Source organism: Pseudomonas sp. LY-1 (assembly GCF_053502595.1).
Genome location: NZ_CP094353.1, coordinates 4,519,013 through 4,544,539, shown reverse-complemented (window position 1 = coordinate 4,544,539; position 25,527 = coordinate 4,519,013). Strand labels below are relative to the sequence as shown.

Sequence of the window (25,527 nt, the reverse complement as noted above, 5' to 3'; positions counted from 1 at the left end):
TAATCTAACTTCGCATTCTAAATATTGCCGCCTGGGCCGATTGACTTCCAACGCGCTTTGGGCTTCAGGCTGGATGAGTTTTGTTGTTTAGCTAAGTAATTAAAAAGAACGGGTTTTTTTTCTTGTATCATAAAAATTTCCTTGATCGCTCACGAATTTTTCACGCGTTATTAAACAAATTAGTAGCTATAAGCCACCTAACTAACAATTCCACGTAAAAGGTGAATCGAGATGTCTATGAGATCCCTGAAATTGAATCTACGTACCACCCTTTGTTTCGGAGTGGTTTGCATTCTGTTGTTAATACAAGGGGGCATGACGCTGGTAAAAGTCGATTCCGTCTATTCTTCAACCATCGAGATTGAAAGCAACTGGCTGCCCAGTATTCGTCTGGCCGGAAGAATCGATTCAGCCCTGTTTAAGTTGCGTCTGGAGTTGCGCCGTTTTGCCATGGACAGTGCCCGGCAGGATCAAAGTTCACGGGATAGCCTTCAAAGTGTCCGATCGGAGTTGATGAAGATCGCCCAGAGCTACGCTCCCATGGTGTCGAGCCCCGAGGAGCAGGCCAAATATGACGAAATCATGAGCAGTATTGGCACTTACAACCAGAAGATCGACGAGTTTCTGACACTCTCTACCACAGGCTCCTCCGCGCAGATCGCCGCTTATCTGAGCGATGTGCAAACCCCCGTCGCCCTCAAGGCGCAGGACTCGATCAACGACCTGATCACCCTGAACGAGCGCGGCTCCAATGAGGCGGTGCGGATCGCCTCCAGCGAATACAACGCGACTCGTCTGTTTACCTGGGTGCTGATGGGCGCTTCAGTGCTGTTGACCGTGGTCGTCGCGAGCCTGTTTACCCGCAGTATCATTACCCCAGTGCGCGAGTTGCTGGTGTCGACCTCCAAGATCGCCGACGGTGATCTGCGCGTGGCCATCGCCGTCAACGGCAAGGATGAGCTGACGGAGCTGCAACAATCGACTGCCGCGATGCAGATGAACCTCAAAACCACTTTGCAGCACATCTCCGAAGCCTCCGGGCAGTTGGCCTCGGCTGCCGAAGAGATGAGTTCGATTACCCGTGAGTCCAGCGCCGGTATCGAGCGCCAGAGCATGGAAACCGACCAGGCCGCCACGGCGGTCAATGAGATGACCGCAGCGGTGGAAGAAGTCGCGCGCAATGCCGTCTCGGCCTCCCAGTCGACCCAGGACTCCCAACGCTCGGCCCAAATCGGCCAGGAGCGTGTGACCCAGACCATCGCGTCGATTGAAAAACTCAGCGCCACCGTGCAGCAGACCGGTATGGAGGTCGAAGGCCTGGCCAAGCAGGCCCAGGACATCGCACGGGTGGTGGAAGTGATCCGCTCGATTGCCGAACAGACCAACCTGCTGGCGCTGAACGCCGCCATCGAAGCGGCGCGGGCCGGCGAGCAAGGCCGAGGGTTTGCGGTGGTGGCCGATGAAGTGCGGGCGCTGGCTCACCGGACCCAGACCTCGACCCAGGAAATCGAGCAGATGATCGCGAAGATCCAGGTCTGTTCCAACGAGGCGGTGTCGTCGATGACCATGAACCGCAGCGAAGCGGTGGACTCGCTGAAAATCGCCCACGAAGCAGGCCAGGCCATCACTCAGATCACCGAAGCGATTGCCGACATCAACGACCGGAACCAGTTGATCGCGACGGCATCCGAAGAACAGGCGCATGTGGCGCGCTCCGTCGACCAGAACCTGATCAGCATTCGCGACCTGTCGATCCAGAGTTCGTCGGCCGCCGGGCAAACGTCGATTGCCAGCCACGAACTGTCGAAGCTGGCGATGGATCTCAAGCAGATTGTGGCTCAGTTCTCCATCGCGTGAACCCGCGACGCAGGTGGCCGGTTCAGCGCGTTCAGAGCTGATTGAGCGGGATCTTCAGGTACACCACCCCATTCTCTTCGGGCGGCGGCAGATTCCCCGCCCGCACATTCACCTGGATCGCCGGCAGCAGCAGTGTCGGCATCCCCAGCCCGGCATCGCGCTGGGTCCGCATCTGCACAAACGCCGCTTCATCCACCCCGTCATGCACATGGATATTGCCCGCGCGCTGCTCGGCCACGGTGGTCTGGCACCGGGCCTCACGGCCTTGTGGCGGGTAGTCGTGGCATACGTACAGTCGGGTCTGCGGCGGGAAGGCCAGGAGCTTGCGCATCGACGCATACAGCTGGTGTGCATCGCCACCGGGGAAGTCGCAGCGGGCGGTGCCGACGTCGGGCATGAACAGGGTGTCGCCGACCAGGATCAGTTGATCGTCGATCAGGTAGGCCATGTCCGCCGGGGTGTGGCCGGGCACGTGCAAGGCCTGGGCCTTCAAGTTGCCGATAGGGAAGATTTCATCCGGGGCGAACAGGTGGTCGAACTGCGAACCGTCGACGCGAAATTCCGGCTCCAGGTTGAACAGGTGCTTGAACACGTGCTGCACCTTGCTGATGGCCTGGCCAATGGCGATCTTGCCGCCCAACGTCCGGCGTAGGTAAGGCGCGGCGGACAGATGGTCGGCATGGGCGTGGGTTTCCAGCAGCCATTGCACCTGCAAGCGATGTTCGCGCACGTAGGCGATCACCTTGTCGGCCTGGCGTGTGTCGGTGCGCCCGGAGGCCGGGTCGTAGTTGAGCACCGAGTCGACGATGGCGCAGGGGCCATCGTCGGCCTCATGCACCACATAGGTGTAGGTCGACGATGCCTCGTCCAGAAAAGCCTGAATCAACGCGGGCATGGGCGGCGGTCCTTGGTGGCGGGCTGCGGGTTACATTCGCGATGTGTCCCACATGGACTTGGCAGATTAAGGGAAAAAAACGCTGCGAGGCAAAGGGTCGACCTGTAACAGGACATGATACGGTCTTTCGGCATGTTGTTCAGGGTCGGTCTTACACCCTAAGTGCCGCGTCTGTGAACGGGCCGGTCTTACACCGAATTTGCCGAGCCCCCGCTGCCCGTCCAAAGCACCCTGAAATTGGCGCTAAGGCAGCGTAGGCCGTGGCCTGGCAGCTTTCGATAATCGCCTCCGACATCATGTCCCCGTTGCGGAGCGCACCATGCATAACAATAAGAAACTCCCCCTGCGTCTGTTGCCTGTGTTTCTCGTCGGCCTGGGCCTGAGCCCGTTCGCCAGCGCTGAAATCATGCTGTACGACAAAGACGAAACCACCTTCTCCACCGATGGCTACATCAACGCCTTCTACGTCAACAGCAACGTAGACCGCGCCGGTGACCAATACGACCGCCGCCAGGCCCGGGTGAAGATGGGCTTTTTGCCCAACTACCTGGGCTTCAACATGACCAAGCAGGCCGACGACCTCAAGCTCGGCGCCCGTGCCTCGTTCTGGGTGACCATCAACGACAGCCAGACCAACGGCACCGACACTGCCATCGATGTGCGCCAGTTCTACGGCACCGTAGCCAACCCGGAGTGGGGCGAAGTGCTGATCGGCAAGGACTTCGGCCTGTTCGCCCGCTCCAACATCCTGCTCGACGAATTGCTCGCGGGCTACGGCCAGGTCAGCGACAGCCTCGGCCTGGTCGACGGCGGCGGGGTTTCGTTCGGCAATATCGGCAGCGGCTATCCATACCCGTTCCCGACCTCGCAGATCACCTACCGCACCCCGGTGATGGACGGCCTGCGTGTTGCCGTCGGCATCCTCGACCCGGTCGATACCAACGACAGCAGCCCCCAAGGCAAGGCCTACCAGAAAAACCCGCGTACCGAGAGCGAGATCACCTACCAGTTCGACCTGGGCGGGGCGAAGATCTACAGCTGGCTCAACGGCAGCTACCAGACCTCGGACAACACCGATTCCAATGTCGACAGCGTCACCTCCAAAGGCGTGGGCTACGGCGTACAGGCGAAAATGGGCGGCCTGTCCCTGACCGGCTCGGGCTTCCAGGCCAAGGGCATCAACCCGTTCTTCACCAACAATGCCGGCGAAGCGACCCTGCGCAATGTCGACAGCAACGGCTACCTGCTGCAGGGGTCCTACAAATTGGGCAAGAACCGCCTGGCGCTGTCGTATGGCAAGACCAAGGACGACGGCAACGGCGTGGTGGGCAGCGGCGCGGACTATGACACCCGTGGCATTGCGCTGTTTCACGACGTGAACGACAACCTGAAGCTGGTCGCTGAATACAACCAGTTCCAGATCAAGGGGCATGACACCAGCGCCCAAAATGAAGACACCGACACCTTCGCCGTCGGTGCCGTGCTCACCTGGTAAAACCTGACTGCCCTGGTCTTTAAGTGGTACGCGGTCAAAATGTGGGAGGGGGCTTGCCCCCGATAGCGGTGGTTCAGTTGGCTCATTTGTAGCTGATCCACCGCCATCGGGAGCAAGCTCCCTCCCACATTTGATTACCTGCATCCTGAGCGTCTCATCCCATCGCATCCCCCCACCCAGTACCCAAGTAGCATAGGTTCCGCCCCCCCAGCCTTCGTACACTCATGCCTCAGAGCGGAGAGTCGACGATGCACAACCATGAAGGCGTAGTCAGTGCCATGTCTCTGGCCACCGATGCCGGGCAGGCCGCCGAAGAATTGGCCGAGCAACTGCTGCATCCGTACCTGGGCTTCGTGCTGTTTTTCTGCTCGGCTTCCTACGACCTGCAGGCGCTCGGCCAAGCCCTGCAACGTTGTTTCGGCAATGTGCGCCTCGTCGGTTGCACCAGCGCCGGCGAGATCACACCCCAAGGCTACGGGCGCAATTGCGTGACGGCGATGGGCTTTAACCACGCGCATTTTTCGATTGCCACCGAACTGATCGACCAGGTGGAACACTTCAGCCTGATCGACGCCCAGCACATGGTCGAACGCCTGGTGGGCGGCTGTCGCAGCAACACCCTGGCGCCGATCAAGGGCAACACCTTCGCCCTGACCTTGCTCGACGGCCTGTCCAGCCGTGAAGAAATGGTGCTCGCGGCCCTCAGCGCGGCGCTCGGCGATATCCCGCATTTCGGCGGCTCGGCCGGCGACGACAATTACCTCACGCACACCCATGTGTATTTCAACGGCGCGTTCCACAGCGGCGCGGCCGTGGTGGTGCTGGTCAATACCTGGCTGGACTTCGAGGTGTTCACCACCCACCACATTCTGCCGCGTGCGGAAAAACTCGTGGTGACCGGCGCCGACAGCCCGTCGCGGCGAGTGTTCGAGCTCAACGCCGAGCCCGCCGCCGAGGAGTACGCGCGACACATCGGCGTGGCCGTGGCCGACCTCGACCACCGCATCTTCGCCGCGCACCCGCTGGCGGTACGTATCCACGACCAGTACTACGTCAGGGCGATCCAGCAGGTGCATGACGACCTGAGCCTGAGTTTCTACTGCGCCGTGGAAAACGGCATCGTCCTCACGGTGATGACACCCGGGCCGATCCTGCCGAACCTGGTAACCCTGTTCGACGGCCTGCAATCGCGCCTCGGCGAGCTGCTGCTGACCATTGGCTGCGACTGCTTCCTGCGCCGCCTGGAGCTGGAAGACAGCGGCACCCTGGAGCAGATCGGCGGCTTCCTGCGCGACCAGCGGGTGATGGGGTTCAACACCTACGGAGAACAGTTCAATGGCATGCATATCAACCAGACCTTCACCGGCGTCGCCATTGCCCGAGGGCGAGCCCCAGGATCGCAATGAACTGTTGGCCGAGCTGGCGCGGCTACGCCTGGACAACTACAAGCTGACGCGGATCAACGCGGCGCTGATCGAGCGCATCGAGTCCGGGGTGACCCAGGGCAACGACCCCTACACCACGTTCCAGCACTCGGTGGTGCTCGCCGAACAAGTGCGCGAGCGCACCGACGCACTGAACCAGGCGATGGCCGAACTGCGCGCCAGCAACCACTTGCTGATCAACGCCCGCCTGCGCGCCGAAACCCTGCGCCGCGAACAGGCCGCGGCGCAAAAGGCGCAGGAGAGCGAGCGCTGGATTCGCCTGATCACCGACCATGTGCCGGCGCTGATCGGCTACCTGAATGCCGACCTGGTGTATGAGTTCACCAACAAGGTCTATGAAGAATGGTACTGCTGGCCGCGGGGCATGATGCTCGGCCAGAGCCTGCGCGAAGTCCACAGCGAACAACACTGTCAGCGCCTGGATGCCTACGTCTCGCGGGCACTGGCGGGGGAGAGCGTGACCTTCGAATTCGCCGAAACCAACATCAACAACCAGGAGCGCTACATGCTGCGCTCCTACGTGCCCAACCGCCTGGCCAGTGGTGAAGTGGTGGGGATCTTTGTGCTGATCCGCGACATCACCGAGCGCCGGCGCACCGCCGAAGCCTTGCACCAGGCCTATCAGAACCTGGAGCTGCGCGTCGCCCAGCGCACCTCGGAACTGACTTCGCTGAACGACCAGTTGCTGCGCGAAATCGACGAACGCCGCCGCGTGGAATCGCGCCTGCGCGAAGCCAAGCTCGAAGCCGAGCAGGCCAACCTGTCAAAAACCAAATTCCTCGCCGCCGTCAGCCACGACCTGTTGCAACCGCTGAACGCCGCGCGGCTGTTCACCGGCGCCTTGCTCGAACGCCGCGAACCCCAGGCCAATGAAACCCTGGTGCGCAACGTGAGCAACTCGCTGGAAGACGTGGAAAACCTGTTGGGCACCCTGGTCGATATTTCCAAGCTGGATGCCGGGGTGATCAAAGCCGATATCGCCCCGTTCGCCCTCAGCGAGCTGCTCGACAACCTCGCCGTCGAATTCACCCAACTGGCGCGCAGCGAAGGCCTGGAGTTGCACTTCGTCGGCTGCTCGGCGCTGGTGCGCAGCGATATCCAGCTGCTGGCGCGGATTCTGCGCAACCTGCTGAGCAATGCGATTCGCTACACCTACTCGGGACGCGTGGTGCTGGGCTGCCGCCGCCAGCACCAGCGCTTGTCGATCCAGGTCTGGGACAGTGGCATGGGCATTGCCGAAGATCGCCTGGAGGAAATTTTCCAGGAGTTCAAGCGCGGCGATGTGCAGCGGCGCGACCAGGATCGCGGGTTGGGCCTGGGCCTGGCCATCGTGGAAAAAATCGCCGGCATCCTCGGCCATCGCATCACCGTCAAGTCGTGGCCGGGCAAGGGCTCGATGTTCGCGGTGGACGTGCCCTTGAGCGCCACCGCGCCCAAATCGCTGCCGCAGCCGTCCATGAGCGAACCGATGCTGGAGCGCCTGCAAGGCGCGCGGGTGTGGGTGCTGGATAACGACGCAGCGATCTGCGCGGGAATGCGGACCTTGCTGGAAGGGTGGGGCTGCCGGGTGGTCACCGCGTTATCGGAACAAGACCTGGCGCGGCAGGTGGACAACTACCACGCCGAGGCCGACCTGCTGATCGCCGATTACCACCTGGACGATGAGCAGAACGGCGTCGACGCCGTGGCACGCATCAACGCCCGGCGCGCCAGCCCGATCCCGGCCATGATGATCACCGCCAATTACAGCAACGAACTGAAGCTGCAGATCCGCGAACTGGGGCACACCTTAATGCACAAGCCGGTGCGGCCGATGAAGCTCAAGACCGCGATGAGCCACCTCTTAGGCAAATGACCACCGAACGCTCCTCAAATAGCGATCAAACAGAGATCCAGAGATCAAATGGAGATCCAGAGATCATATGGAGATCCAATGTGGGAGGGGGCTTGCCCCCGATAGCTGACTGTCAGTCACTGCACCTATAACTGATCCACCGCTATCGGGGGCAAGCCCCCTCCCACACAAGCCCCACACAAACCCCACACAAGCCCCATCCCACAAGGCTTCTATGTTGTTTCCGAAAGATCAGCGACGCAGATAAGAACCAAAATCAATATCCCCTGCGCTCAAAATCGCCTGCACCCGATTATGCACATTCAACTTGCGCAAAATCGCCGACACATGGGCCTTCACCGTGGTCTCGGCGATCTCCAAGGTGTAGGCAATCTGCTTGTTCGACTCGCCCTTGGTCATCCGCTCCAGCACCAGCAACTGCTTGCGGGTCAACGCCTGCAGCAGTTCCGGAGCGAAGCCCGGGTTTTCGTTCAGGCGCCGGTGGGTGCCGGGTTTCTGGGTGCGGATGATGTCAGGCGGCAGGTACACATTGCCGTTGAGAATCTGCTGGATCGCCTCGGTCATTTGCTGGCGCGGCGACGACTTGGTGATAAAACCGACGGCGCCATAGGTGATGGCCTGCAGCACGATTTGCTTGTCTTGCTCGGCGGACACGATCACCACCGGGATGGTCGGCGATTCGTTGCGCAGGTTGATCAGGCCATTGAGACCGTGCATGCCGGGCATGTTCAGGTCGAGCAGGATCAGATCGAGGTCGTCGTGTTCCTGGGTCAGCGCCAGGGCGCTGTCCAGGTCGGCGGTCTCCATCACTTCGCTGCCGGGGAAACCATCGCTGATGACGTTATGAATCGCTTCGCGAAACAGTGGGTGATCATCGGCAATCAGGATTTTGTACATGGCCGTTCACCTTTCTTATTGTGGTTATTCAAATGGCTCGGGTTGCGCCACCGACACCGGCAGCTTCGCCGCTTCCCAGGCATCCAGGCCATCGCGATACCAATACACAGAGGTATAGCCCAGGTTGGCGGCACGTTTTACCGCGTTCCAACTCAGCCAGCAATCGGAGCGGCAATAGAAGACCAATGGTCGTGCCAGGTTGCCGCCACTGTAGGTGTATAGGTGGCGCACGAAATAGCTTTGCCACTCCGGCGTAAGGTCGCCGTCGCCGGTGTTGGCCAGCCAACGGCTGCCGGGCAGGTTGGCGTGGGGCTGGTCTTCGATGAAGCGGCCTTGCAGCCACTGGCGGCGATACGTATCGATCAGCACCGGGGCTGGGGTTTGGGTCAGCAGGGCTTGCAGGGCAGGGGTGTCGATGATCGTCGCGCCCTGCACATGATCGGGCGTGGGGCTGCGATACAGGCTGATGCGATAGCCGTCGGCGGAAAACAATGGCGTATCGGCCTGTACGTTGGCGGCAAACAGGCACAGCAGCGCCAACAAGGGCAGTCGGGCAGGCAGCATGGCAGGGCGATCCTTATCGTTATGCGCCCATTACACGTGAGTCCCGAGCCCTTGGGAATGCGACGATAGACAGGAAAACCAGTACTAAAGTAGTAGTTTTTGCCGCCCTCAGCCTTTTTTGCGCAACGCCGCATGCTGGGGGTTGAAGGTCAGCACCGCCAACACCGCGAACAATACGGTCAAGCCCAGGCACACCGCGAGGGCCAGGCCGGCGAAGCGTTCATACAGGGCAAAGCGCACCAGCTCGACGGCGTGGGTGAAGGGGTTGATTGCGCACAGCCAATACAACCACTCGCTGGAGTCGCGCATCTTCCACAACGGGTACAGCGCCGACGATATGAAAAACAGCGGGAAGATCACGAAATTCATCACCCCGGCAAAGTTCTCCAGTTGGCGGATCGCGTTCGACAGCAGCAAACCCAGCGCGCTCAGCATCAAGGCCACCAGCAGCAAGGCCGGCAGGGCGATCAACAGCCCCATGGCCGGCGGTTGCACGCCGTAGACCCAGGCGATCGCCAGGAACCCGTACACCTGCAACAGCGAAATCAGCGCGGTGGCGAGCAACTTGCTGCACAGCAAAAACGTGCGCGGCAACGGGCTGGTCAGCAGCACGCGCATGCTGCCCATCTCGCGGTCGTAGACCATCGACAGCGAACCCTGCATGCCGTTGAACAGCAGGATCATGCAAGCCAGCCCCGGGATGATGTAGACCTCATAGGGAATGTAGGTGTCGTAGGGTTCGATCACCGAGATACCCAGCGCGGCGCGGAACCCGGCAGCGAACACCAGCAGCCACAACAGCGGGCGCACCAGGGCGCTGAGAAACCGCGTGCGCTGCAACACAAAGCGCAGCCACTCGCGCAGCACGATGCCGCGCAAGCATTGCCAGTAAGCGTTCATGCCGGGGCTCCCGTCGTTGTGGGGCGGGTCAGGCGCGCAAACACGCTGCCGAGATCGCCACCCTGTTCGAGGATCAGCGCATCGACCTGCCCGCTGGCCACCAAGCGGCCCTGGTGCAGGATCATCAACGCATCGTCGGGCTGCACTTCATCGAGCAGGTGGGTGGTCCACAGCACGCTGATGCCTTGCTCAAGGCACAGGTTGCGCACGTGCTGGTTCAGCGCCAGGCGGCTGGCGGGGTCGAGGCCGACGCTGGCTTCGTCCAGCAGCAGCAAGCGCGGTTCATGCAACAACGCCCGGGCGATTTCCACGCGGCGCCGGTGCCCGCCGTTGAGCTCGCGGACTTTTTCGCGGCGCCGCTCGGTGAGGGCCTGGCGCGCCAGCTCGGTTGCGACGCGCACGTCGGTCTGGCGCCGCGACAAACCGTGCAGCGCGGCGTGATAACGCAGGTTCTGTTCGACGCTCAAGTCCAGGTCCAGGGTGCTTTGCTGGAACACCACCCCCAGTTGCGTGAGGGCCGCGCGCGGTGCATCGCGCAGGGAGTGGCCGCCGACGCGGATGTCGCCGCTTTGCAGGTCGTACAAGCGCGTGAGCAGGGCGATCAAGGTCGACTTGCCGGCGCCGTTGGGCCCCAGCAACGCGGCGAATCGCCCCGGTGCCAGGCTGAAACTCAGCTCGTGCAAGGCCTGGCGCGCGCCATAGGCGAAGCTCAGGTCGCGCACCTCCAGGGCGTTCATGGCGTGACCACCACGCCCCACGGATAACGCCCGACCTTCACCGACTTGAGCACCTTGAGGCTGTCCACATCGATCACCGACACATCGCCGCTGACGCCATTGGTGGCCAGCAACTGTTTTTCGTCCGGGGTAAATGCCATCTGCCACACGCGGCGGCCTACCAGCAGGTAGTCGAGGATCTCGAAGGTCTTGGCGTCGATCACCGCCACATGGTTGGCCGGGCCCAGGGCGACAAAGGCGTACTTGCCGTCGGAACTGAGCTTGATCCCCACCGGTTGCACTTTGTCCGGGTGGACGCCCTTGATCTTGAACGTCAGGGTTTTGAGGATCGCGCGGCTGGCCACATCGAGGATGGTCACGGTGCCGCCGATCTCCGCCGAGGCCCACAGCTGCGAGCCATCGTGGTTGAACTCGACGAAACGCGGGCGCTGGTCCACCAGGGTGCTGTCGACCAGGGTCTGGGTGCTGGTGTCGATCCAGTGCAGCATGTTCGTGGTTTCGCTGGTGTTCACCGCCCACTTGCCGTCCGGGCTCACGGCCATGCCTTCGGGCTCTACGCCGACGTTAATCTGGCCGAGCACCTTGGAGGTCTCGGTGTCGATCACGGTGACCAGTGCATCGTCTTCGTTGGACACATACAGCCAGCGGTCATTGGGGTGCAGGGCGAACTGCTCGGGGTCTTTGCCGGAGGGCAGTTCCTTGATGATCTTGCGCGTGGCCACGTCCATCACCTGCACGCGGTCCGAGTCGCTGGCGCAGATGTACAGCAGCTTTTTGTCATGGGACAGCAGCAGGCCCCGCGGGCGCTGGCCGACCTTGAGCGTGTCGGTGACTTGCAGGGTCTGCATGTCGATCAGGCTGAGGGTGTTGTCTTTCTCGTTGGAGACCCAGGCGGTGCTGGCCACGGCGTGCCCGGCGGCAAGCAGCAGGGCGCATGAGAGCAGGGTGCGGCGCATGGCGGATTCCTTATTATTGTGAGTAGGGGAGCGATCAAGGGAAGCGGCAGGTCACCTCGGGTTTGTCGTAGCCCAGGCTGTCCATTTCGTTGAAGGGGTGCAGGAAACCGTCCTGAGGCGAGGTGCTGACCAGGGCGCGGGGCTGCACGATCGGAATCGGTTGGCGCAGTTGGCCGTTCCACGCGCGATAGCTGAGCTTGCGGCCCTTGAAGCCGTCCAGCGGCAGTTGCTCGCTGATCTCCAGTTGGCGGATGGTCATGGGGTCGACCTGGCGCAGCTTGTTCACCGCACTGGCAACGCTGCGCACGGCCATCCAGGCGGCGAAGTCGCGGTCGTTCATCCAGCGCCCGGCCAGGGCTTCGAAGCGTTTTTGCAATTGCGCGGCGCCGTAGGTCTCGACGGTCTTGTGCCAGCCGGTGGGCGTCAGGCCCTGGGTGCCGGCGACGGGGCGCGGGTACCAGGTCTGGTAGGGCACGTACTCGCCAAAGTCGCCGCGCTCGTCCGCCACCAGCACCACGTCGTATTCGGCGGTCTGGGTGAACAGCGGCATGTCTGCCTGGGCGCTGCGGCGTTGGTCGTTATCGAAGCGCCAGGCTTTCTCCGCCACCAGATGCACGCCGAAGCGCTTGGCGGCGCGGCGCAGGGCGGCGGCGTAGGCCTGGTCATCCTCGGTGGGGCCGACGATCAGCAGCGCCTTCTGCCATTTGCGCACCACCAGAAATTGCGCCAGGGCATCGGCGAGCATGGCGCGGCTGGGCAGCGTGTGCAGCACGTTGCCCAGGCAGTCGGTGCTGCGCAGGCTGTCATCGGGGCTGCCGGCGTTGAACAGCAGGCTGTCGGGCAGGGCCGCGCTGAGCTGGCGCAGGCTGGCGGCGGGGGCGTTGACCACGAACAGGCGCAGGCCCTGGGCGTGCTGGGCCTGGGCGGCGGCGAGCAGGGCGTCGGGGCTGTCCACCGTGGCACTGGTCAGGCTGTAGCGTTGGTTGAGAAAGGCGCCGGTGCTGTTGCTGTCGATGATCGCCAGTTCCGCACCGCGTTGCCCGGCGTCGGTGGGCTCGGGGATCACGTTCGACAGCAGCGGCCCAGGGTCGGGCCGATAGCCCAGGTAGCCGATCTGCACCGCCAACGGCGCCTCGGCGGCCTGGCTGGCAGTGGCCACCCCGGCGGCGCAGGCAATCGCCAGCAGGTAGAGCACGGCGTAGGGGGCGAGCTGGCGCATAAGGCACTCCATGTCAGGTAGCGCCAGCATAGGAAGCCTTATGTCTGCTGCAAATATGCAGAAAGTACCGCTGAGCCAGTACCAAGGTAGTAGCCCCGCGCAGGTGACGCGGTCTTAGCATGGGTTACCCCCACCGTGTCCATCCGGGAGATGAACGATCATGCAAATCCTCAAGGCGCTGCTTTTGCCGTTCCTGCTGATCGTGAGCCTGATCGGCGTCGACAAGCTGCACGCACCACGCCCGGCGCTGAGCGTGCCCGCCAGCGTGGCGCACTAGGTATGTCGGCACTGTGGCGCATCAACCTGTGGGTGTGCGGTTTCTTCGCTTTGGTCACCTGCGCCTGCACCGCGCTGTTGTTGCATCAGGCCCTGACGGATGTGGAGCGTGAGCTGCAATCGGCCGAAGCGGTGGTGCATTACCTCAGCGCAACCGCCGAGCGCGACCCGGCCAGCCTGCAACCGCATCTCACCGCCAGCCTGCGCCATGTGCGCGTGCATTGGCTGGCCCCCGACGAGACCTTGCCGGCGCCGCTGCCGTCCGGCCTGGACGCCTGGCTCGGGCGCCTGCTGTTTGCCGAGGCGCGGCGCAGTGCCCAGGTGCTGGACCTGCCGGACGGCCGACGCGTGTCCATCGCCGTCGACCCGCGGGATGAGATCGATGAAGTCTGGGACTCCCTGCAACAACTGTTGAGCCTGTGCGCCCTGGCCCTGGCCCTGAGCCTGCTGACCATCCGCTGGGCGGTGCGTCGTGGCATGGGCGTACTCGACGAACTGCTGCGCGCCTTGCAACAGGTGTGCGCCGGCCAGCTCAATGTGCGCCTGCGCAGCGCCGGTTCGCCGGAAGCGCGGCAACTGGCGCTGCATTTCAACCGCATGACCGACGCCCTGGAGCAGGCGCACACCGACAATACCCAACTGACCCAAACCCTGATGGCGGTGCAAGAGCAGGAGCGCAACCACCTGGCCCAGACCCTGCATGATGACCTCGGCCAATACCTGGCCGGTATTCGCGCCCAGGCCTGCCTGTTGCGTCTGGTCACCGACCAACCGCAATTGCTCGCGCGCACGGTGGCGCAGTTGGAGGATCACTGCGATCACTTGCAGCAAGGCTTTCGCGCACTGGTCCACGACCTGTACCCGGTGGCCCTGCAGCACCTGCCGCTGGCCGAGGCGTTCGCGATGCTGGTGACGCAGTGGCAGGCCAGCCATGGCATCGATTGCCGGCTGCGGGTCAGCGCGGACCTGCCGGCGTTGTCCGGGGCGAGCAAGACGCACCTCTATCGCCTGCTGCAGGAAGCCCTGACCAATATCGTGCGGCATGCCGATGCCAGCCAGGTGCGCGTGCGCCTGCATCGTCACGGTTCGCGCCTGCGCCTGTGGGTGCGCGATAACGGTTGCGGCGCGCAAACGCCGCAGCGTCCCGGCGTCGGCCTGTATTCGATGTACGAACGCGCGCGCTGCCTGGGCGGCGAACTGACAATCCTCAGCCACCCCGGCGTCGGTTGGGCGCTGGCGTTGAACATGCCATTGGAGGCCTCATGAATATTCTGTTGGTGGACGACCATGCGGTGGTGCGCCAGGGCTATGCCAGCCTGTTGCGCGCATTGTTGCCGGCCATCGAAGTGCGCGAAGCGGCCAGCGGCGAAGAGGCCTTGAGCCGGGTCCAGGAAGCACTGCCGCATTTGGTGATCATGGACTTCGGCCTGCCCGGCATCAGCGGCCTGGAAACCACGCGCCGCCTGCGCCAGCGCCTGCCGCAACTGCGCGTGCTGTTCTTCAGCATGCACGACGAACTGCCGCTGGTGCGCCAGGCCCTGGAAGCCGGCGCCTCGGGCTACCTGACCAAAAGCTCGGCGCCCGAGGTGCTGATCGAAGCGGTGCGGCGCGTCCTCGACGGCCACGCCTATATCGAACAGTCCCTCGCCACCCAACTGGCCTACACGCCAAGCGACCAACGCTTGCAAGGCATGACCCCGCGTGAGCTGGAGATTTTCCTGATGCTGGCCAGAGGCACGCCGACCCGAGTGATTGCCGACCAGTTGAATATCAGCAGCAAGACCGTGTCCAACCACCTGACCCTGCTCAAGAGCAAATTGCAGGTCAGTTCCCATGCCGAACTGGTCCACCTGGGAATCGACCTCGGCGTGGTACGCGTAGCGGGCTGATCCCCCCATGTACCACTGTCACCACTGTTACCACTGTAGGAGCGAGCTTGCTCGCGAAAACCGTCAACGATAACGCGAAAAACCAGACCCCCCGCAGCGGTCTCCGGTTTTTCGCGAGCAAGCTCGCTCCTACATTCAAATGGCGGTGTGCTAACGATTCCAGGTGGTGGGGCAGTCCTTGCAGCCTTCCATGTTCGCATCCTGGAAATTCGCATAATGCTGCCGCGCGCCCGTGAGGATCGCGCTTTCCAGGTTGCTCTCACCGAACTTGGCCTCTTGCAGATTCGCATCGCTCAGATCCGCCCCTCGCAGGTCGGCCTTGCTCAACCAGGTCATTTCCAGGTCGGCGGCGCGCAGGTTGGCCTTGCGCATTTTTGCCCCGGACAGCCGCGCGAATTGCAGGTAGGCCGCGCTCAGGTTGGCGTTTTCAAACTGCGCACCCTGGGCGAACAGGCCCCAACCCTGGATCGCCATCAGCGTGGCGCCGGTGAAATCGGCCAGGCGCAGGTTGCTTTGTTGCAGGCTGGCGCGGGTCAGGTTGGCGCCCTGCAACTGGGCTTTTTCCAGGTTGGCCAGGTCGAGGTTGGCGTGGCGCAAGTCCGCATCGCGCAGGTCGGCGCCGGCCAGGTTCATTTTGCTGAGGTCCTGGTTGCTCAGGTTGGCGCCCCTGAGGTTGGCGCCGGGGCATTGGCTGTGTTCGGCGAGGGTGCAGCCGTTGATGACCAGCGGGGTGTCGTCGCCGTCGTCGGCGTGGGCCAGGGGCAGGGCGAGCAGGAGTAACAAGGGCAGATAGTTCATCTTGGAACCTCCAGACGAAGCAACCCCGTGACGTAGCAGCTGTCGAGCAGCCAGCTGCTACGACGGGGCTGGGGACGGGTTATTTTTGGGCGGTCTTGTTATCCCAGCTCGGGATCTTGAACACCCAGAACGACCCACCCTGTGCCACCGGCTTGGTCAGCTCGGCCATGTCGCCGCCCCACAACGGCACCGCGCCGCCATAGCCGACGGTGACGCCGATGTACTGCTCGCCATCCTGTTCCCAGGTGATCGGCGGTGAGACGATGCCGCTGCCGGTCTGGAACTTCCACAGCTCCTTGCCGGTTTTCGCGTCGAAGGCCTTGAAGAAACCGTCGCCGGTGCCGGTGAACACCAGGTTGCCCTTGGTCGCCAGTACGCCGGCCCACAGTGGCAGGGCTTCCTTGTGCTCCCACACCACCTTGCCGGTGGTCGGGTTCATCGCCCGCAGGGTGCCGACGTGGTCGTCATACATGCGCTTGATGCGGAAACCCATGCCCAGGTACGCCGAGCCCTTCTTGTAGTTGACCTCTTCGGTCCAGTATTCCTCTTTCCATTGGTTGCCCGGGATGTAGAACAGGCCGGTGTCCTGGCTGTAGGCCATGGGGTTCCAGTTCTTGCCGCCGAGGAACGGTGGCGAGACTTCCACCGGCTTGCCCTTGGTTTCACCGGGCAACGGTTTGGCCGGACGCTGGCCCGGGTTTTCCACCGGACGACCGGTCTTCAGGTCGATATGGCTGGCCCAGGTGATGTTGTCGACGAACGGGAAGGCGTTCTGCAGCTTGCCGTTGTTGCGGTCGACCACGTAGAAGAACCCGTTGCGGTCGGCGTGACCGGTGGCCTTGACCACTTTGCCATCCTTGTCCTTGTAGTCGAACAGCACCAGCTCGTTGTTGCCGGAGAAGTCCCAGGCATCGTTCGGGGTGTGCTGGTAGAACCATTTCACTTCGCCGGTGCTCGGGTCGACACCGACCTGGCCCGAGGTGTAGAGGCTGTCGAAATCGTGCGGGTTGCCGTCCTTGGACGTGCGCGCCCAGGTGTTCCACGGGCCGGGGTTGCCGGCGCCGACGATGATGGTGTTGGTCTCGGCATCGAAACTCGCGCTCTGCCAAGGTGCGCCGCCGCCGTGGCTCCAGGCCTCGACCTTGCCGGTTTCGGTGGTTGGGTCATCCGGCCACGACGGCGCTTTGACGTCGCCGGTCGGGGTGCTGTCCTTGCCGTTCAGGCGGCCCATGTGGCCTTCGACGAACGGGCGCATCCACACTTCTTCGCCGGTGTCCGGGTCGCGCGCATACAGCTGGCCGACCACGCCGAACTCATCGCCGGAGCTGCCATGGATCAGCAGCACCTTGCCGCTGACCTTGTCTTTGATCAGCACCGGGGCGCCGGTCATGGTGTAACCGGCGGCGTGGTCGCCGAACTTCTTGTTCCACACCACTTTGCCGGTGTTCTTGTCGAGGGCGATCAGGCGTGCGTCGAGGGTGCCGAAGTAGATCTTGTCGCCGAAGATCGCCGCGCCGCGGTTGACCACGTCACAGCACGGGCGGATGTTTTCGGGGAGGCGGTGGTTGTAGGTCCACAGGCGTTTGCCGGTCTTCGCGTCGAGGGCGAACACGCGGGAGTAGGAGCCGGTGACGTAGACCACGCCGTCGCTGACGATGGCCTGGGATTCCTGGCCGCGCTGCTTCTCATCGCCGAACGAGTACGACCAGGCCGGGGTGAGCTTGAACACGTTCTTGTCGTTGACCTGGGCCAGCGGGCTCCAGCGCTGGGCGTTGGTGCCCATGCCGTATTGCAGCACGTCCTTGGTGCTCAGGTGGTCGTTGGCGATGTCTTCCCAGGTGACGTTGCGCGTCGCCTTTGCGGTGGACGGCGCGGCAGGGTCGGCGGCGGCGAAGCTGGCCGCACTCAAGGACAGGCTGCCGACCAGCAGGAAAGCCTGCACGGCAAGGCTCAGCGGCGAACGGGCGGGTAGCGATCTTATTATCATGGTTGCAGTTCCCAGTGGAGGTTTTGGCCTGCACAGGGTGGAGCGCCAGGGCGCTGCGCGGATACGGAAAAAGTCCCGCTGTTGCCGGGAAGACTTCCCGAAGCGCCGCTGTTTTAGGCGTGCCCCACAAGCCCTACTACCAAGGGAGGACAAGCCGGCCACCAAAGCAGCATACGGCCTATGCCCCAGGGTTTCTAAGATGGTTGCCATAACCTCTGCAATGAGGTTTTGCGTGCAATCCTGAGGGCAAAAATAATGACAACAAAACGCAATGCCTTGCTCGTCGCCGGGCTGTTGGCCGGTGTGATCGGTGCAGGCTCGGCCTGGGCCCACGGCAACGTGGTCCCGCAAGCAGTGGAAACCAAGGGCCTGACCTCGATCAAGGACGCCGGCGTGCCGGTCGACGAGGACGGCTGGGCGGCAGTGAACCCTTACCGCACGTCGCCTGAACACGACCGGGCCCTGGAAATCGGTTCGTCCGCCTACAATCAGAACTGCGCCGCCTGCCACGGCCTGGAAGCCAAGTCCGGCGGCATCGCCCCCGACTTGCGCATGCTGGATGTGGGCGAGGCCGGTGATGAGTGGTTTGTGCAGCGCGTGCGTCACGGCGCGGTGCGCGACGGCCGGGTATATATGCCGAAAATGGCCGATTACCTGAGCCAGGAAGCCTTGTGGGCGGTACGCACCTACCTGGACAGCGTTCACGTCGAGGAGTAAGCCATGCGCCTGTTCGCTTATGTGCTCGGCCTGGCCCTGCTGTGTTGCCAGACGGCACAGGCGCAGGTGCGCAGCTATGACCAGATGATCGCCGCCGGTGAGTTGAAAGTGGCGGTGTACAAGGACTTTGCCCCCTACAGTTTCGAAGACGGTGCCACCCCGCGCGGGGTCGACGTGGAGCTGGCCGAGGCCCTGGCCAAGGCGCTGGGGGTGCAGCTCAAATTGATCTGGGCGCCGGCCGGGGAAAAACTCGACGACGACCTGCGCGACTACATCTGGCGCGGCAGCCAGTTGCATAACCAGCAACTGGCCGACCTGATGATGCGCGCACCCTACGACCACGACTACGCGCAAAGGCGTAACGATCAGGGCGAACTGGAAAACGGCCATGTGGTGATGTTCGGGCCGTACCAGAACGAACAATGGCAGGTGGCCTACGACCGCCGCCGTCTGGACAAGGTCGCCAGCGTGGCGGTGTTCGAGGAGCACCCGATCGGTGTCGAAGTCGACAGCGTGCCGTCGTTCTACCTGACCTCGGTGTTCAACGGCATGCTCGCCCGCCAGACCCATCACTACCCCGGTGTCCCCCAGGCGTTCGCGGCGATGAAGGCCGGTGAAGTCGACGCGGTGATGGCGATGCGCGGCGAGATCGACTGGCAGGTGCATCAAGCACGCGATCCGCAACTGGCCCTGGCGCAAAACGCTTACCCGAACATGGGCCGGCAGCGCTGGGAGATCGGCATGGCGGTACACGAAAGCAATCGCCAGTTGGCCTATGCGGTGGAAGAGGCGCTGGAAGGCCTGATCCGCGACGGTTCGCTGCAAACCATCTACAGCCATTACGGCCTGCAGTACGAAGTGCCCGAAATGTACCAATAGGAGCAGGCGATGAACTGGCGACTGAACTGCATGTTGGCCTGCTGGTTACCGTTGGCGGCCCACGCCGCGGCGGTCGAACCGGGCACGGACCCGGTGCCGTCGGTGATGTGGGCGTTCTACCACAAGCAGTTGCTGGCCGATGCGCCGTTCGTGTTCGATGAGCGGGTCAAGCTGCTGGCGCCGCCGTTCGCCGAAGATGCACGCCAGGTGCCCCTGGAAATCGACGCGCGGGCGTTCAAGGGGCACGTGGTGAAGATCCTTGCCTGGGCCGAACTCAACCCGTTGCCCAGGATTGTCGATTTTCAGCCCAAGGCCGGGGTGCTGCCCTGGCTGTCGATCCGTATCCGTATCGAACAGGCCACGCCCCTGCGCGCGGCGGTGCTCACCGATGACGGGCTGTGGCACGTCGGCTCGACCCTGATCGACGCGGCCGGCGGCGGTTGCACCGCGCCCAGCGTGGTCCGCACCCAGCCGGGTTGGGAAGAGCATATCGGCGAAGTCCTCGGCGGGCGTTACCCACGCGGCGAATTCAGCCGGGTGCGCGTACAGGTGGCGCACCCGATGGATAACGGCATGGTCAGCGGCATCCCCGAGTTCTATCTCAACCACGCGCAACTGCGTGGCCAGGACGGCCAGGTGCTGGCCGAGCTGGTGCTGTTCCCGGCGGTCAGCGAAAACCCCAACCTGGCCTTTGACATCGACGCACCCGGGCCGACGCGCCTGGTGCTGCGCGACAACAGCGGCAATGAATTCGACGCAGCCATTCCCTGACCAGAAGGAGCGCGGCATGCGCTGGATTCTATTGTTGTGCCTGAGCTTGAGCCTGCCCGCCGTGGCCGACCTCGACTACGCCCTCAAGCCACGACTGATCGCCGACGACACCTGGCTGCTGGAAGGCAGCACCGACAATTTCGCCAAGGACAACGGCGGCAATATCGTCAATACCGCGTTCATCGTCACCGAGGCCGGCGTGGTGGTGATCGACACCGGGCCGTCGCGGCGCTACGGCGAAGCCCTGCGCCGGGCGATCGCCAGCGTCACCGACAAACCGGTGATCCAGGTGCTGCTGACCCACCACCACCCCGACCATGCGCTGGGCAACCAGGCCTTCAAGGACGTGCCCATCGGCGCCCTGGCCGGCACCACGCGCCTGCTGCATGAGCAGGGCGACGGCATGGCGGAGAACCTCTACCGCATGGTCGGCGACTGGATGCGCGGCACCGAAGTGCAATTGCCCACGCAAGTGCTCGAACCCGGTGTGCTCAGCTTTGGCCGCCACGACCTGCGCCTGCTCGCGCTGACCGGCCACACCGACGCCGACCTGGCCATCCTCGACCAGACTACCGGCGTGCTGTTTGCCGGCGACCTGGTGTTCTACCAACGCGCCCTCACCACCCCCAACAGCCCCGGGCTGGCGGCGTGGCTGGCGGACATCGACACCCTACAGGCCTTGCCCTGGACCCTGGTCGTGCCCGGCCATGGCCCGGTGGCCAACGATGCACAGCCGTTCGCGCAGATGCGCGACTACCTGACCTGGCTCGACCAACTGCTGCGCGACGGCGCCGCCCACGGCAGCGACATGGCCGAGATGATCCGCAGCCCCATCCCCGAGCGCTTCGCCGCGATCAACCTGAGCCGCTATGAACTGATCCGTAGCGTCAGCCACCTGTACCCGCGTTACGAGCGCGAGCAGATGCAGCGCGTGGATTCGGCGCGCTGACGGACCGGACCCGCTACTAAGGAACTAGCAATCTCGATACTGCGGTCAATTGTGACAACCGCCCCTGCGCCCAAGAATCTGTACCAGACCGGGAAAATTTCCCGGGTATAACAAAAAACCGCAGAGGTAGCCGTCATGACCCAACCCGCACGCCGCCAACCCTTCGCCTTGAGTGTGTTGCTCGGTGCCATTCTGTTATCCGGCCAGGCCATGGCGGCCGTGACCGATCAGGAGATTCTCCAGGACCCGAAAAACCCGGGGCAGATCGTCACCAACGGTCTGGGCGTCCAAGGCCAGCGCTATAGCCCGCTCGATACCCTGAATGTGGACAACGTCAAGGACCTGCGCCCGGTCTGGGCGTTCTCCTTTGGCGGCGAGAAACAGCGCGGCCAGCAGGCGCAGCCGATGATCAAGGACGGGGTGATGTACCTCACCGGGTCCTACTCGCGGGTGTTCGCGGTGGACGCACGCACCGGCAAGAAGCTCTGGCAGTACGATGCGCGTCTGCCCGATGACATCCGCCCGTGCTGTGACGTGATCAACCGCGGCGTGGCGCTGTACGGCGACCTGGTGTTCTTCGGCACCCTCGACGCCAAGCTGGTGGCCCTGAACAAAGACACCGGCAAAGTGGTGTGGAGCAAGAAAGTCGCCGACCACAAGGAAGGCTACTCGATCAGCGCCGCGCCCCTGGTGATCAACGGCAAGCTGATTACCGGCGTGGCCGGCGGCGAATTCGGCGTGGTGGGCAAGATCGAAGCCTACGACCCGAAAAACGGTGACCTGCTGTGGACCCGTCCGACCGTTGAAGGTCATATGGGCTACGTCTACAAGGACGGCAAGGCCGTGGAAAACGGCATTTCCGGCGGCGAGGCGGGCAAGACCTGGCCTGGCGACTTGTGGAAAACCGGCGGCGCGGCACCGTGGCTGGGCGGCTACTACGACCCGGAAACCAACCTGCTGCTGTTCGGCACCGGCAACCCGGCGCCGTGGAACTCGCACTTGCGCCCTGGCGACAACCTCTACTCGTCCTCGCGCCTGGCGCTGAACCCGGATGACGGCACCATCAAGTGGCACTTCCAGACCACGCCCCATGACGGCTGGGACTACGACGGCGTGAACGAACTGGTCTCCTTCAACTACACCGAAGGCGGCAAAGAGATCAAAGCGGCGGCCACCGCCGACCGTAACGGCTTCTTCTACGTGCTCGACCGCACCAACGGCAAGTTCATCCGCGGCTTCCCGTTCGTCGACAAGATCACCTGGGCCACCGGCCTGGATAAAGACGGTCGGCCGATCTACAACGAAGCCAGCCGCCCCGGCGCGCCAGGCAACGAAGCCAAGGGCACTTCGGTGTTCGTCGCACCGGCGTTCCTCGGCGCGAAAAACTGGATGCCGATGGCCTATAACCGCGACACCGGGTTGTTCTACGTGCCGTCCAACGAATGGGGCATGGACATGTGGAACGAAGGCATCACCTACAAAAAAGGTGCGGCGTTCCTCGGTGCGGGCTTCACCATCAAGCCGCTGAACGAAGACTACATCGGCGTGCTGCGCGCCATCGACCCGAAAACCGGCAAGGAAGTCTGGCGCCACAAGAACTTCGCGCCGCTGTGGGGCGGGGTCCTGACCACCAAGGGCAACCTGGTGTTCACCGGTACGCCGGAAGGCTTCCTGCAGGCGTTCAACGCCAAGACCGGCGAGAAGGTCTGGGAATTCCAGACCGGCTCCGGCGTGCTCGGCTCGCCTGTGACCTGGGAAATGGACGGCGAGCAGTACGTCTCGGTGCTCTCCGGCTGGGGCGGCGCGGTGCCGTTGTGGGGCGGTGAAGTGGCCAAACGCATCAAGGACTTCAACCAGGGCGGCATGCTCTGGACCTTCAAATTGCCTAAAGAACTGGTCGCCAAACACTGAATCTACGACCAAATGACAAGAGCCCTCCTGCCAACGGCGCATTCGCCCGGCAGCGGGGGCTCTTTACTATCGGGTCATCGCCTGTTGACCGACAGGCCCGGACCCAGACAGAGGCTTTAACATGATCTACGCACAACCTGGCACCCCTGGCGCCATCGTCAGCTTCAAGTCACGCTACGGCAACTTCATCGGCGGCGAATTCGTCGCGCCGATCAGCGGTGAATACTTCACCAACACCTCGCCGGTGACCGGTGAAGTGATCGCCGAATTCCCGCGTTCCAACGCCGCCGACATCGACAAGGCCCTCGACGCGGCCCACGCCGCCGCCGACGCCTGGGGCAAGACCTCGGCCCAGGATCGCGCCCTGGTGCTGCTGAAAATCGCCGACCGCATCGAACAGAACCTCGAAGTGCTGGCCGTCACCGAAAGCTGGGACAACGGCAAAGCCGTGCGTGAAACCCTCAACGCCGACGTGCCGCTGGCCGCCGACCACTTCCGTTACTTCGCCGGCTGCATCCGCGCCCAGGAAGGCGGCGCCGCCGAGATCAACGAACACACCGCCGCCTACCACTTCCACGAGCCGCTGGGCGTGGTCGGGCAGATCATCCCGTGGAACTTCCCACTGCTGATGGCCGCCTGGAAACTCGCCCCGGCCCTGGCCGCCGGCAACTGCATCGTGCTCAAGCCGGCCGAGCAGACGCCGCTGTCGATCATGGTGTTTGCCGAGCTGATCAACGACCTGCTGCCAGCGGGCGTGCTGAACATCGTCCAGGGCTTTGGCCGTGAAGCCGGCGAAGCGCTGGCCACCAGCAAGCGCATCGCCAAGATCGCCTTTACCGGCTCTACCCCAATCGGCGCGCACATCATGCATTGCGCGGCCGAGAACATCATTCCGTCGACCGTGGAGCTGGGCGGCAAGTCGCCGAACATCTTCTTCGAAGACATCATGAATGCAGAGCCGCAGTTCATCGAGAAAGCCGCCGAAGGCCTGGTGCTGGCGTTCTTCAACCAGGGCGAAGTGTGTACCTGCCCGTCGCGGGCGCTGGTGCAGGAGTCGATCTACGACGACTTCATGAAAGTGGTGATGAAAAAGATCGTCAAGATCAAGCGCGGCAACCCGCTGGATACCGAAACCATGGTCGGCGCCCAGGCGTCCGAGCAGCAATACGACAAGATCCTGTCCTACCTCAAAATCGCCCAGGAAGAGGGCGCCGAACTGCTCACCGGCGGCGCGGCCGAGCGTTTGGAGGGTGACCTGTCCAGCGGTTACTACATCCAGCCGACCCTGCTCAAGGGCCATAACAAAATGCGCGTGTTCCAGGAAGAAATCTTCGGCCCGGTGGTGGGTATCACCACCTTCAAGGACGAAGCCGAAGCCCTGGCCATTGCCAACGACAGCGAGTTCGGCCTGGGTGCCGGCCTGTGGACCCGCGACATCAACCGCGCCTACCGCATGGGCCGGGCGATCAAGGCCGGCCGCGTGTGGACCAACTGCTACCACCTGTACCCGGCGCACGCCGCGTTTGGCGGCTACAAAAAGTCCGGCGTGGGGCGTGAGAACCACAAGATGATGTTGGATCACTACCAACAGACCAAGAACCTGCTGGTGAGCTACGACATCAACCCCCTGGGCTTCTTCTAACCCCGACTTGAAATGCAACCAACTGTGGGAGGGGGCTTGCCCCCGATAGCGGTGGCTCAGTCAGGCATGTCTTGGCTGACCCACTGCCATCGGGGGCAAGCCCCCTCCCACATTTTGATCGGCGTACACCCGTTCCGGCACAACAAGAGGGCTTTGCCTGTTGGACCACTACCTGCAGACCAACCCCCTGGGCCTCTTCTAACCCCGACTTGAAATGCAACCAACTGTGGGAGGGGGCTTGCCCCCTCCCAGATTTTGATCGGCGTACACCCGTTCCGGCACAACAAGAGGGCTTTGCCTGTTGGATCACTACCTGCAGACCACCCCCCTGGGCTTCTTCTAACCCCGACTTGAAATGCAACCAACTGTGGGAGGGGGCTTGCCCCCGATAGCGGTGGATCAGTCAGGCATGTATTGGCTGACACACTGCCATCGGGGGCAAGCCCCCTCCCACATTTTGATCGGCGTACACCCGTTCCGGCACAACAAGAGGGCTTTGCCTGTTGGATCACTACCTGCAGACTAACCCCCTGGGCTTCTTCTAACCCCGACTTGACATGCAACCAACTGTGGGAGGGGGCAAGCCCCCTCCCACATTTTTGATCGGTGTACATCTGCTACCAAGGCATGCTTCAGGCTCGTTCGAAAGTAGCATTCGCACCCCCATCCCCCCATGCATTAATGCCATTACCGGAATCTTCCGGCACAACAAGAGGATCGCCCCATGTGGACTAAACCCGCGTTTACCGACCTGCGTATCGGCTTTGAAGTGACCATGTACTTCGCCAGCCGCTGATTCACCCCCGGCCAGCCTCGCGCTGGCCGGGGTCGTTTGGGGAATGACTCTTTGGTCTGATTGCATTCGCGCGCGGATGGGTTAGTGTGGAG

At 63.0% G+C, this 25,527-nt stretch carries 22 protein-coding genes; 13 read left to right on the top strand and 9 right to left on the bottom strand.

Features of this window, described 5'->3' with window-relative positions; translation table 11 throughout:
- Nucleotides 1–231: 231 nt before the first annotated feature.
- Entirely contained in the window at nucleotides 232–1,857 is a 1,626-nt protein-coding gene (locus MOQ67_RS20665) for a methyl-accepting chemotaxis protein (protein ID WP_198717560.1), read from the top strand.
- A 31-nt stretch (nucleotides 1,858–1,888) separates the two neighbouring features.
- Here MOQ67_RS20665 and MOQ67_RS20660 read toward each other — a convergent pair whose 3' ends face one another.
- On the bottom strand, nucleotides 1,889–2,752 hold the full coding sequence (locus MOQ67_RS20660; RefSeq protein WP_046382806.1) for an MBL fold metallo-hydrolase: 864 nt from the start codon (nucleotides 2,750–2,752) through the stop codon (nucleotides 1,889–1,891).
- 319 nt (nucleotides 2,753–3,071) lie between these two features.
- Here MOQ67_RS20660 and MOQ67_RS20655 point away from each other — a divergent pair, with 319 nt between their 5' ends.
- From MOQ67_RS20655 to MOQ67_RS20645, 3 genes are all read left to right on the top strand, one after another.
- Entirely contained in the window at nucleotides 3,072–4,247 is a 1,176-nt protein-coding gene (locus tag MOQ67_RS20655) for a porin (protein WP_017847495.1), read from the top strand.
- 248 nt (nucleotides 4,248–4,495) lie between these two features.
- Nucleotides 4,496–5,653 carry a nitric oxide-sensing protein NosP gene (gene nosP / locus MOQ67_RS20650; RefSeq protein ID WP_102618595.1) on the top strand — a complete coding sequence of 386 codons (1,158 nt, stop codon included), beginning with the start codon at nucleotides 4,496–4,498 and terminating at the stop codon, nucleotides 5,651–5,653.
- Nucleotides 5,583–7,547, top strand: a complete 1,965-nt coding sequence (locus MOQ67_RS20645; RefSeq protein ID WP_079444258.1) for a PAS domain-containing hybrid sensor histidine kinase/response regulator — start codon at nucleotides 5,583–5,585, stop codon at nucleotides 7,545–7,547. The genes nosP and MOQ67_RS20645 overlap by 71 nt, the downstream gene beginning before the upstream one ends.
- Nucleotides 7,548–7,778: 231 nt before the next feature.
- Here MOQ67_RS20645 and MOQ67_RS20640 read toward each other — a convergent pair whose 3' ends face one another.
- The 6 genes from MOQ67_RS20640 to MOQ67_RS20615 all read right to left on the bottom strand — a co-directional run bounded on the left by MOQ67_RS20640 (nucleotide 7,779) and on the right by MOQ67_RS20615 (nucleotide 12,820).
- Nucleotides 7,779–8,444, bottom strand: coding sequence for a response regulator transcription factor (locus MOQ67_RS20640; RefSeq protein ID WP_017847492.1), 666 nt, complete (start codon nucleotides 8,442–8,444; stop codon nucleotides 7,779–7,781).
- Nucleotides 8,445–8,468: 24 nt separating this feature from the next.
- Nucleotides 8,469–9,008, bottom strand: a complete 540-nt coding sequence (locus MOQ67_RS20635; RefSeq protein ID WP_017847491.1) for a PQQ-dependent catabolism-associated CXXCW motif protein — start codon at nucleotides 9,006–9,008, stop codon at nucleotides 8,469–8,471.
- A 108-nt stretch (nucleotides 9,009–9,116) separates the two neighbouring features.
- Nucleotides 9,117–9,908, bottom strand: coding sequence for an ABC transporter permease (locus tag MOQ67_RS20630; RefSeq protein WP_017847490.1), 792 nt, complete (start codon nucleotides 9,906–9,908; stop codon nucleotides 9,117–9,119).
- Nucleotides 9,905–10,645, bottom strand: coding sequence for an ABC transporter ATP-binding protein (locus tag MOQ67_RS20625; RefSeq protein WP_198717561.1), 741 nt, complete (start codon nucleotides 10,643–10,645; stop codon nucleotides 9,905–9,907). Before MOQ67_RS20625 ends, MOQ67_RS20630 begins: the two co-directional genes overlap by 4 nt.
- A complete protein-coding gene (locus MOQ67_RS20620) occupies nucleotides 10,642–11,601 on the bottom strand; it encodes a YVTN family beta-propeller repeat protein (protein WP_017847488.1) in 960 nt (319 codons plus the stop codon). Before MOQ67_RS20620 ends, MOQ67_RS20625 begins: the two co-directional genes overlap by 4 nt.
- A gap of 34 nt (nucleotides 11,602–11,635) precedes the next feature.
- The gene (locus MOQ67_RS20615) at nucleotides 11,636–12,820 is read right to left on the bottom strand and encodes an ABC transporter substrate-binding protein (RefSeq protein ID WP_198717562.1); all 1,185 of its coding nucleotides are present in this window, start codon (nucleotides 12,818–12,820) and stop codon (nucleotides 11,636–11,638) included.
- A gap of 279 nt (nucleotides 12,821–13,099) precedes the next feature.
- Between MOQ67_RS20615 and MOQ67_RS20610 the strand changes: the two genes are divergently transcribed.
- Entirely contained in the window at nucleotides 13,100–14,362 is a 1,263-nt protein-coding gene (locus MOQ67_RS20610) for a HAMP domain-containing sensor histidine kinase (protein WP_017847485.1), read from the top strand.
- Nucleotides 14,359–14,985: a response regulator transcription factor gene (locus MOQ67_RS20605; protein ID WP_017847484.1), complete on the top strand. Its 627-nt coding sequence runs from the start codon at nucleotides 14,359–14,361 to the stop codon at nucleotides 14,983–14,985. The genes MOQ67_RS20610 and MOQ67_RS20605 overlap by 4 nt, the downstream gene beginning before the upstream one ends.
- Before the next feature lie 150 nt (nucleotides 14,986–15,135).
- Here MOQ67_RS20605 and MOQ67_RS20600 read toward each other — a convergent pair whose 3' ends face one another.
- Nucleotides 15,136–15,783 (bottom strand): pentapeptide repeat-containing protein, encoded by a 648-nt coding sequence (locus MOQ67_RS20600; protein WP_017847483.1) that lies wholly within the window; start codon nucleotides 15,781–15,783, stop codon nucleotides 15,136–15,138.
- 79 nt (nucleotides 15,784–15,862) lie between these two features.
- Nucleotides 15,863–17,770, bottom strand: coding sequence for a quinoprotein ethanol dehydrogenase (gene exaA, locus MOQ67_RS20595; protein ID WP_079444253.1), 1,908 nt, complete (start codon nucleotides 17,768–17,770; stop codon nucleotides 15,863–15,865).
- A gap of 255 nt (nucleotides 17,771–18,025) precedes the next feature.
- On the opposite strand from exaA, the gene pedF reads away from it, so the two are divergent.
- The 7 genes from pedF to pqqA all read left to right on the top strand — a co-directional run bounded on the left by pedF (nucleotide 18,026) and on the right by pqqA (nucleotide 25,435).
- Nucleotides 18,026–18,487, top strand: coding sequence for a cytochrome c-550 PedF (gene pedF / locus MOQ67_RS20590; RefSeq protein WP_017847481.1), 462 nt, complete (start codon nucleotides 18,026–18,028; stop codon nucleotides 18,485–18,487).
- A 3-nt stretch (nucleotides 18,488–18,490) separates the two neighbouring features.
- Nucleotides 18,491–19,366, top strand: coding sequence for a substrate-binding periplasmic protein (locus tag MOQ67_RS20585; protein WP_079444252.1), 876 nt, complete (start codon nucleotides 18,491–18,493; stop codon nucleotides 19,364–19,366).
- Between the two features lie 9 nt (nucleotides 19,367–19,375).
- Entirely contained in the window at nucleotides 19,376–20,137 is a 762-nt protein-coding gene (locus MOQ67_RS20580) for a quinoprotein dehydrogenase-associated SoxYZ-like carrier (RefSeq protein WP_057004484.1), read from the top strand.
- A gap of 16 nt (nucleotides 20,138–20,153) precedes the next feature.
- Nucleotides 20,154–21,086, top strand: coding sequence for a quinoprotein relay system zinc metallohydrolase 1 (locus MOQ67_RS20575; RefSeq protein WP_017847478.1), 933 nt, complete (start codon nucleotides 20,154–20,156; stop codon nucleotides 21,084–21,086).
- 135 nt (nucleotides 21,087–21,221) lie between these two features.
- Nucleotides 21,222–22,997 (top strand): PQQ-dependent methanol/ethanol family dehydrogenase, encoded by a 1,776-nt coding sequence (locus MOQ67_RS20570; protein ID WP_017847477.1) that lies wholly within the window; start codon nucleotides 21,222–21,224, stop codon nucleotides 22,995–22,997.
- Nucleotides 22,998–23,118: 121 nt separating this feature from the next.
- Complete coding sequence (exaC, locus tag MOQ67_RS20565; RefSeq protein ID WP_017847476.1) at nucleotides 23,119–24,639, top strand: acetaldehyde dehydrogenase ExaC; 1,521 nt, start codon at nucleotides 23,119–23,121, stop codon at nucleotides 24,637–24,639.
- Between the two features lie 724 nt (nucleotides 24,640–25,363).
- Complete coding sequence (pqqA, locus tag MOQ67_RS20560) at nucleotides 25,364–25,435, top strand: pyrroloquinoline quinone precursor peptide PqqA (RefSeq protein WP_010209364.1); 72 nt, start codon at nucleotides 25,364–25,366, stop codon at nucleotides 25,433–25,435.
- Nucleotides 25,436–25,527 lie beyond the last annotated feature (92 nt).

Bases quoted from the DNA above. Each gene is read 5' to 3' on its own strand.
- MOQ67_RS20665 (WP_198717560.1), top strand. From the start codon at position 232: ATGTCTATGAGATCCCTGAAATTGAATCTACGTACCACCCTTTGTTTC.
- MOQ67_RS20660 (WP_046382806.1), bottom strand. From the start codon at position 2,752: ATGCCCGCGTTGATTCAGGCTTTTCTGGACGAGGCATCGTCGACCTAC.
- MOQ67_RS20655 (WP_017847495.1), top strand. From the start codon at position 3,072: ATGCATAACAATAAGAAACTCCCCCTGCGTCTGTTGCCTGTGTTTCTC.
- nosP (WP_102618595.1), top strand. From the start codon at position 4,496: ATGCACAACCATGAAGGCGTAGTCAGTGCCATGTCTCTGGCCACCGAT.
- MOQ67_RS20645 (WP_079444258.1), top strand. From the start codon at position 5,583: ATGGCATGCATATCAACCAGACCTTCACCGGCGTCGCCATTGCCCGAG.
- MOQ67_RS20640 (WP_017847492.1), bottom strand. From the start codon at position 8,444: ATGTACAAAATCCTGATTGCCGATGATCACCCACTGTTTCGCGAAGCG.
- MOQ67_RS20635 (WP_017847491.1), bottom strand. From the start codon at position 9,008: ATGCTGCCTGCCCGACTGCCCTTGTTGGCGCTGCTGTGCCTGTTTGCC.
- MOQ67_RS20630 (WP_017847490.1), bottom strand. From the start codon at position 9,908: ATGAACGCTTACTGGCAATGCTTGCGCGGCATCGTGCTGCGCGAGTGG.
- MOQ67_RS20625 (WP_198717561.1), bottom strand. From the start codon at position 10,645: ATGAACGCCCTGGAGGTGCGCGACCTGAGCTTCGCCTATGGCGCGCGC.
- MOQ67_RS20620 (WP_017847488.1), bottom strand. From the start codon at position 11,601: ATGCGCCGCACCCTGCTCTCATGCGCCCTGCTGCTTGCCGCCGGGCAC.
- MOQ67_RS20615 (WP_198717562.1), bottom strand. From the start codon at position 12,820: ATGCGCCAGCTCGCCCCCTACGCCGTGCTCTACCTGCTGGCGATTGCC.
- MOQ67_RS20610 (WP_017847485.1), top strand. From the start codon at position 13,100: ATGTCGGCACTGTGGCGCATCAACCTGTGGGTGTGCGGTTTCTTCGCT.
- MOQ67_RS20605 (WP_017847484.1), top strand. From the start codon at position 14,359: ATGAATATTCTGTTGGTGGACGACCATGCGGTGGTGCGCCAGGGCTAT.
- MOQ67_RS20600 (WP_017847483.1), bottom strand. From the start codon at position 15,783: ATGAACTATCTGCCCTTGTTACTCCTGCTCGCCCTGCCCCTGGCCCAC.
- exaA (WP_079444253.1), bottom strand. From the start codon at position 17,770: ATGATAATAAGATCGCTACCCGCCCGTTCGCCGCTGAGCCTTGCCGTG.
- pedF (WP_017847481.1), top strand. From the start codon at position 18,026: ATGACAACAAAACGCAATGCCTTGCTCGTCGCCGGGCTGTTGGCCGGT.
- MOQ67_RS20585 (WP_079444252.1), top strand. From the start codon at position 18,491: ATGCGCCTGTTCGCTTATGTGCTCGGCCTGGCCCTGCTGTGTTGCCAG.
- MOQ67_RS20580 (WP_057004484.1), top strand. From the start codon at position 19,376: ATGAACTGGCGACTGAACTGCATGTTGGCCTGCTGGTTACCGTTGGCG.
- MOQ67_RS20575 (WP_017847478.1), top strand. From the start codon at position 20,154: ATGCGCTGGATTCTATTGTTGTGCCTGAGCTTGAGCCTGCCCGCCGTG.
- MOQ67_RS20570 (WP_017847477.1), top strand. From the start codon at position 21,222: ATGACCCAACCCGCACGCCGCCAACCCTTCGCCTTGAGTGTGTTGCTC.
- exaC (WP_017847476.1), top strand. From the start codon at position 23,119: ATGATCTACGCACAACCTGGCACCCCTGGCGCCATCGTCAGCTTCAAG.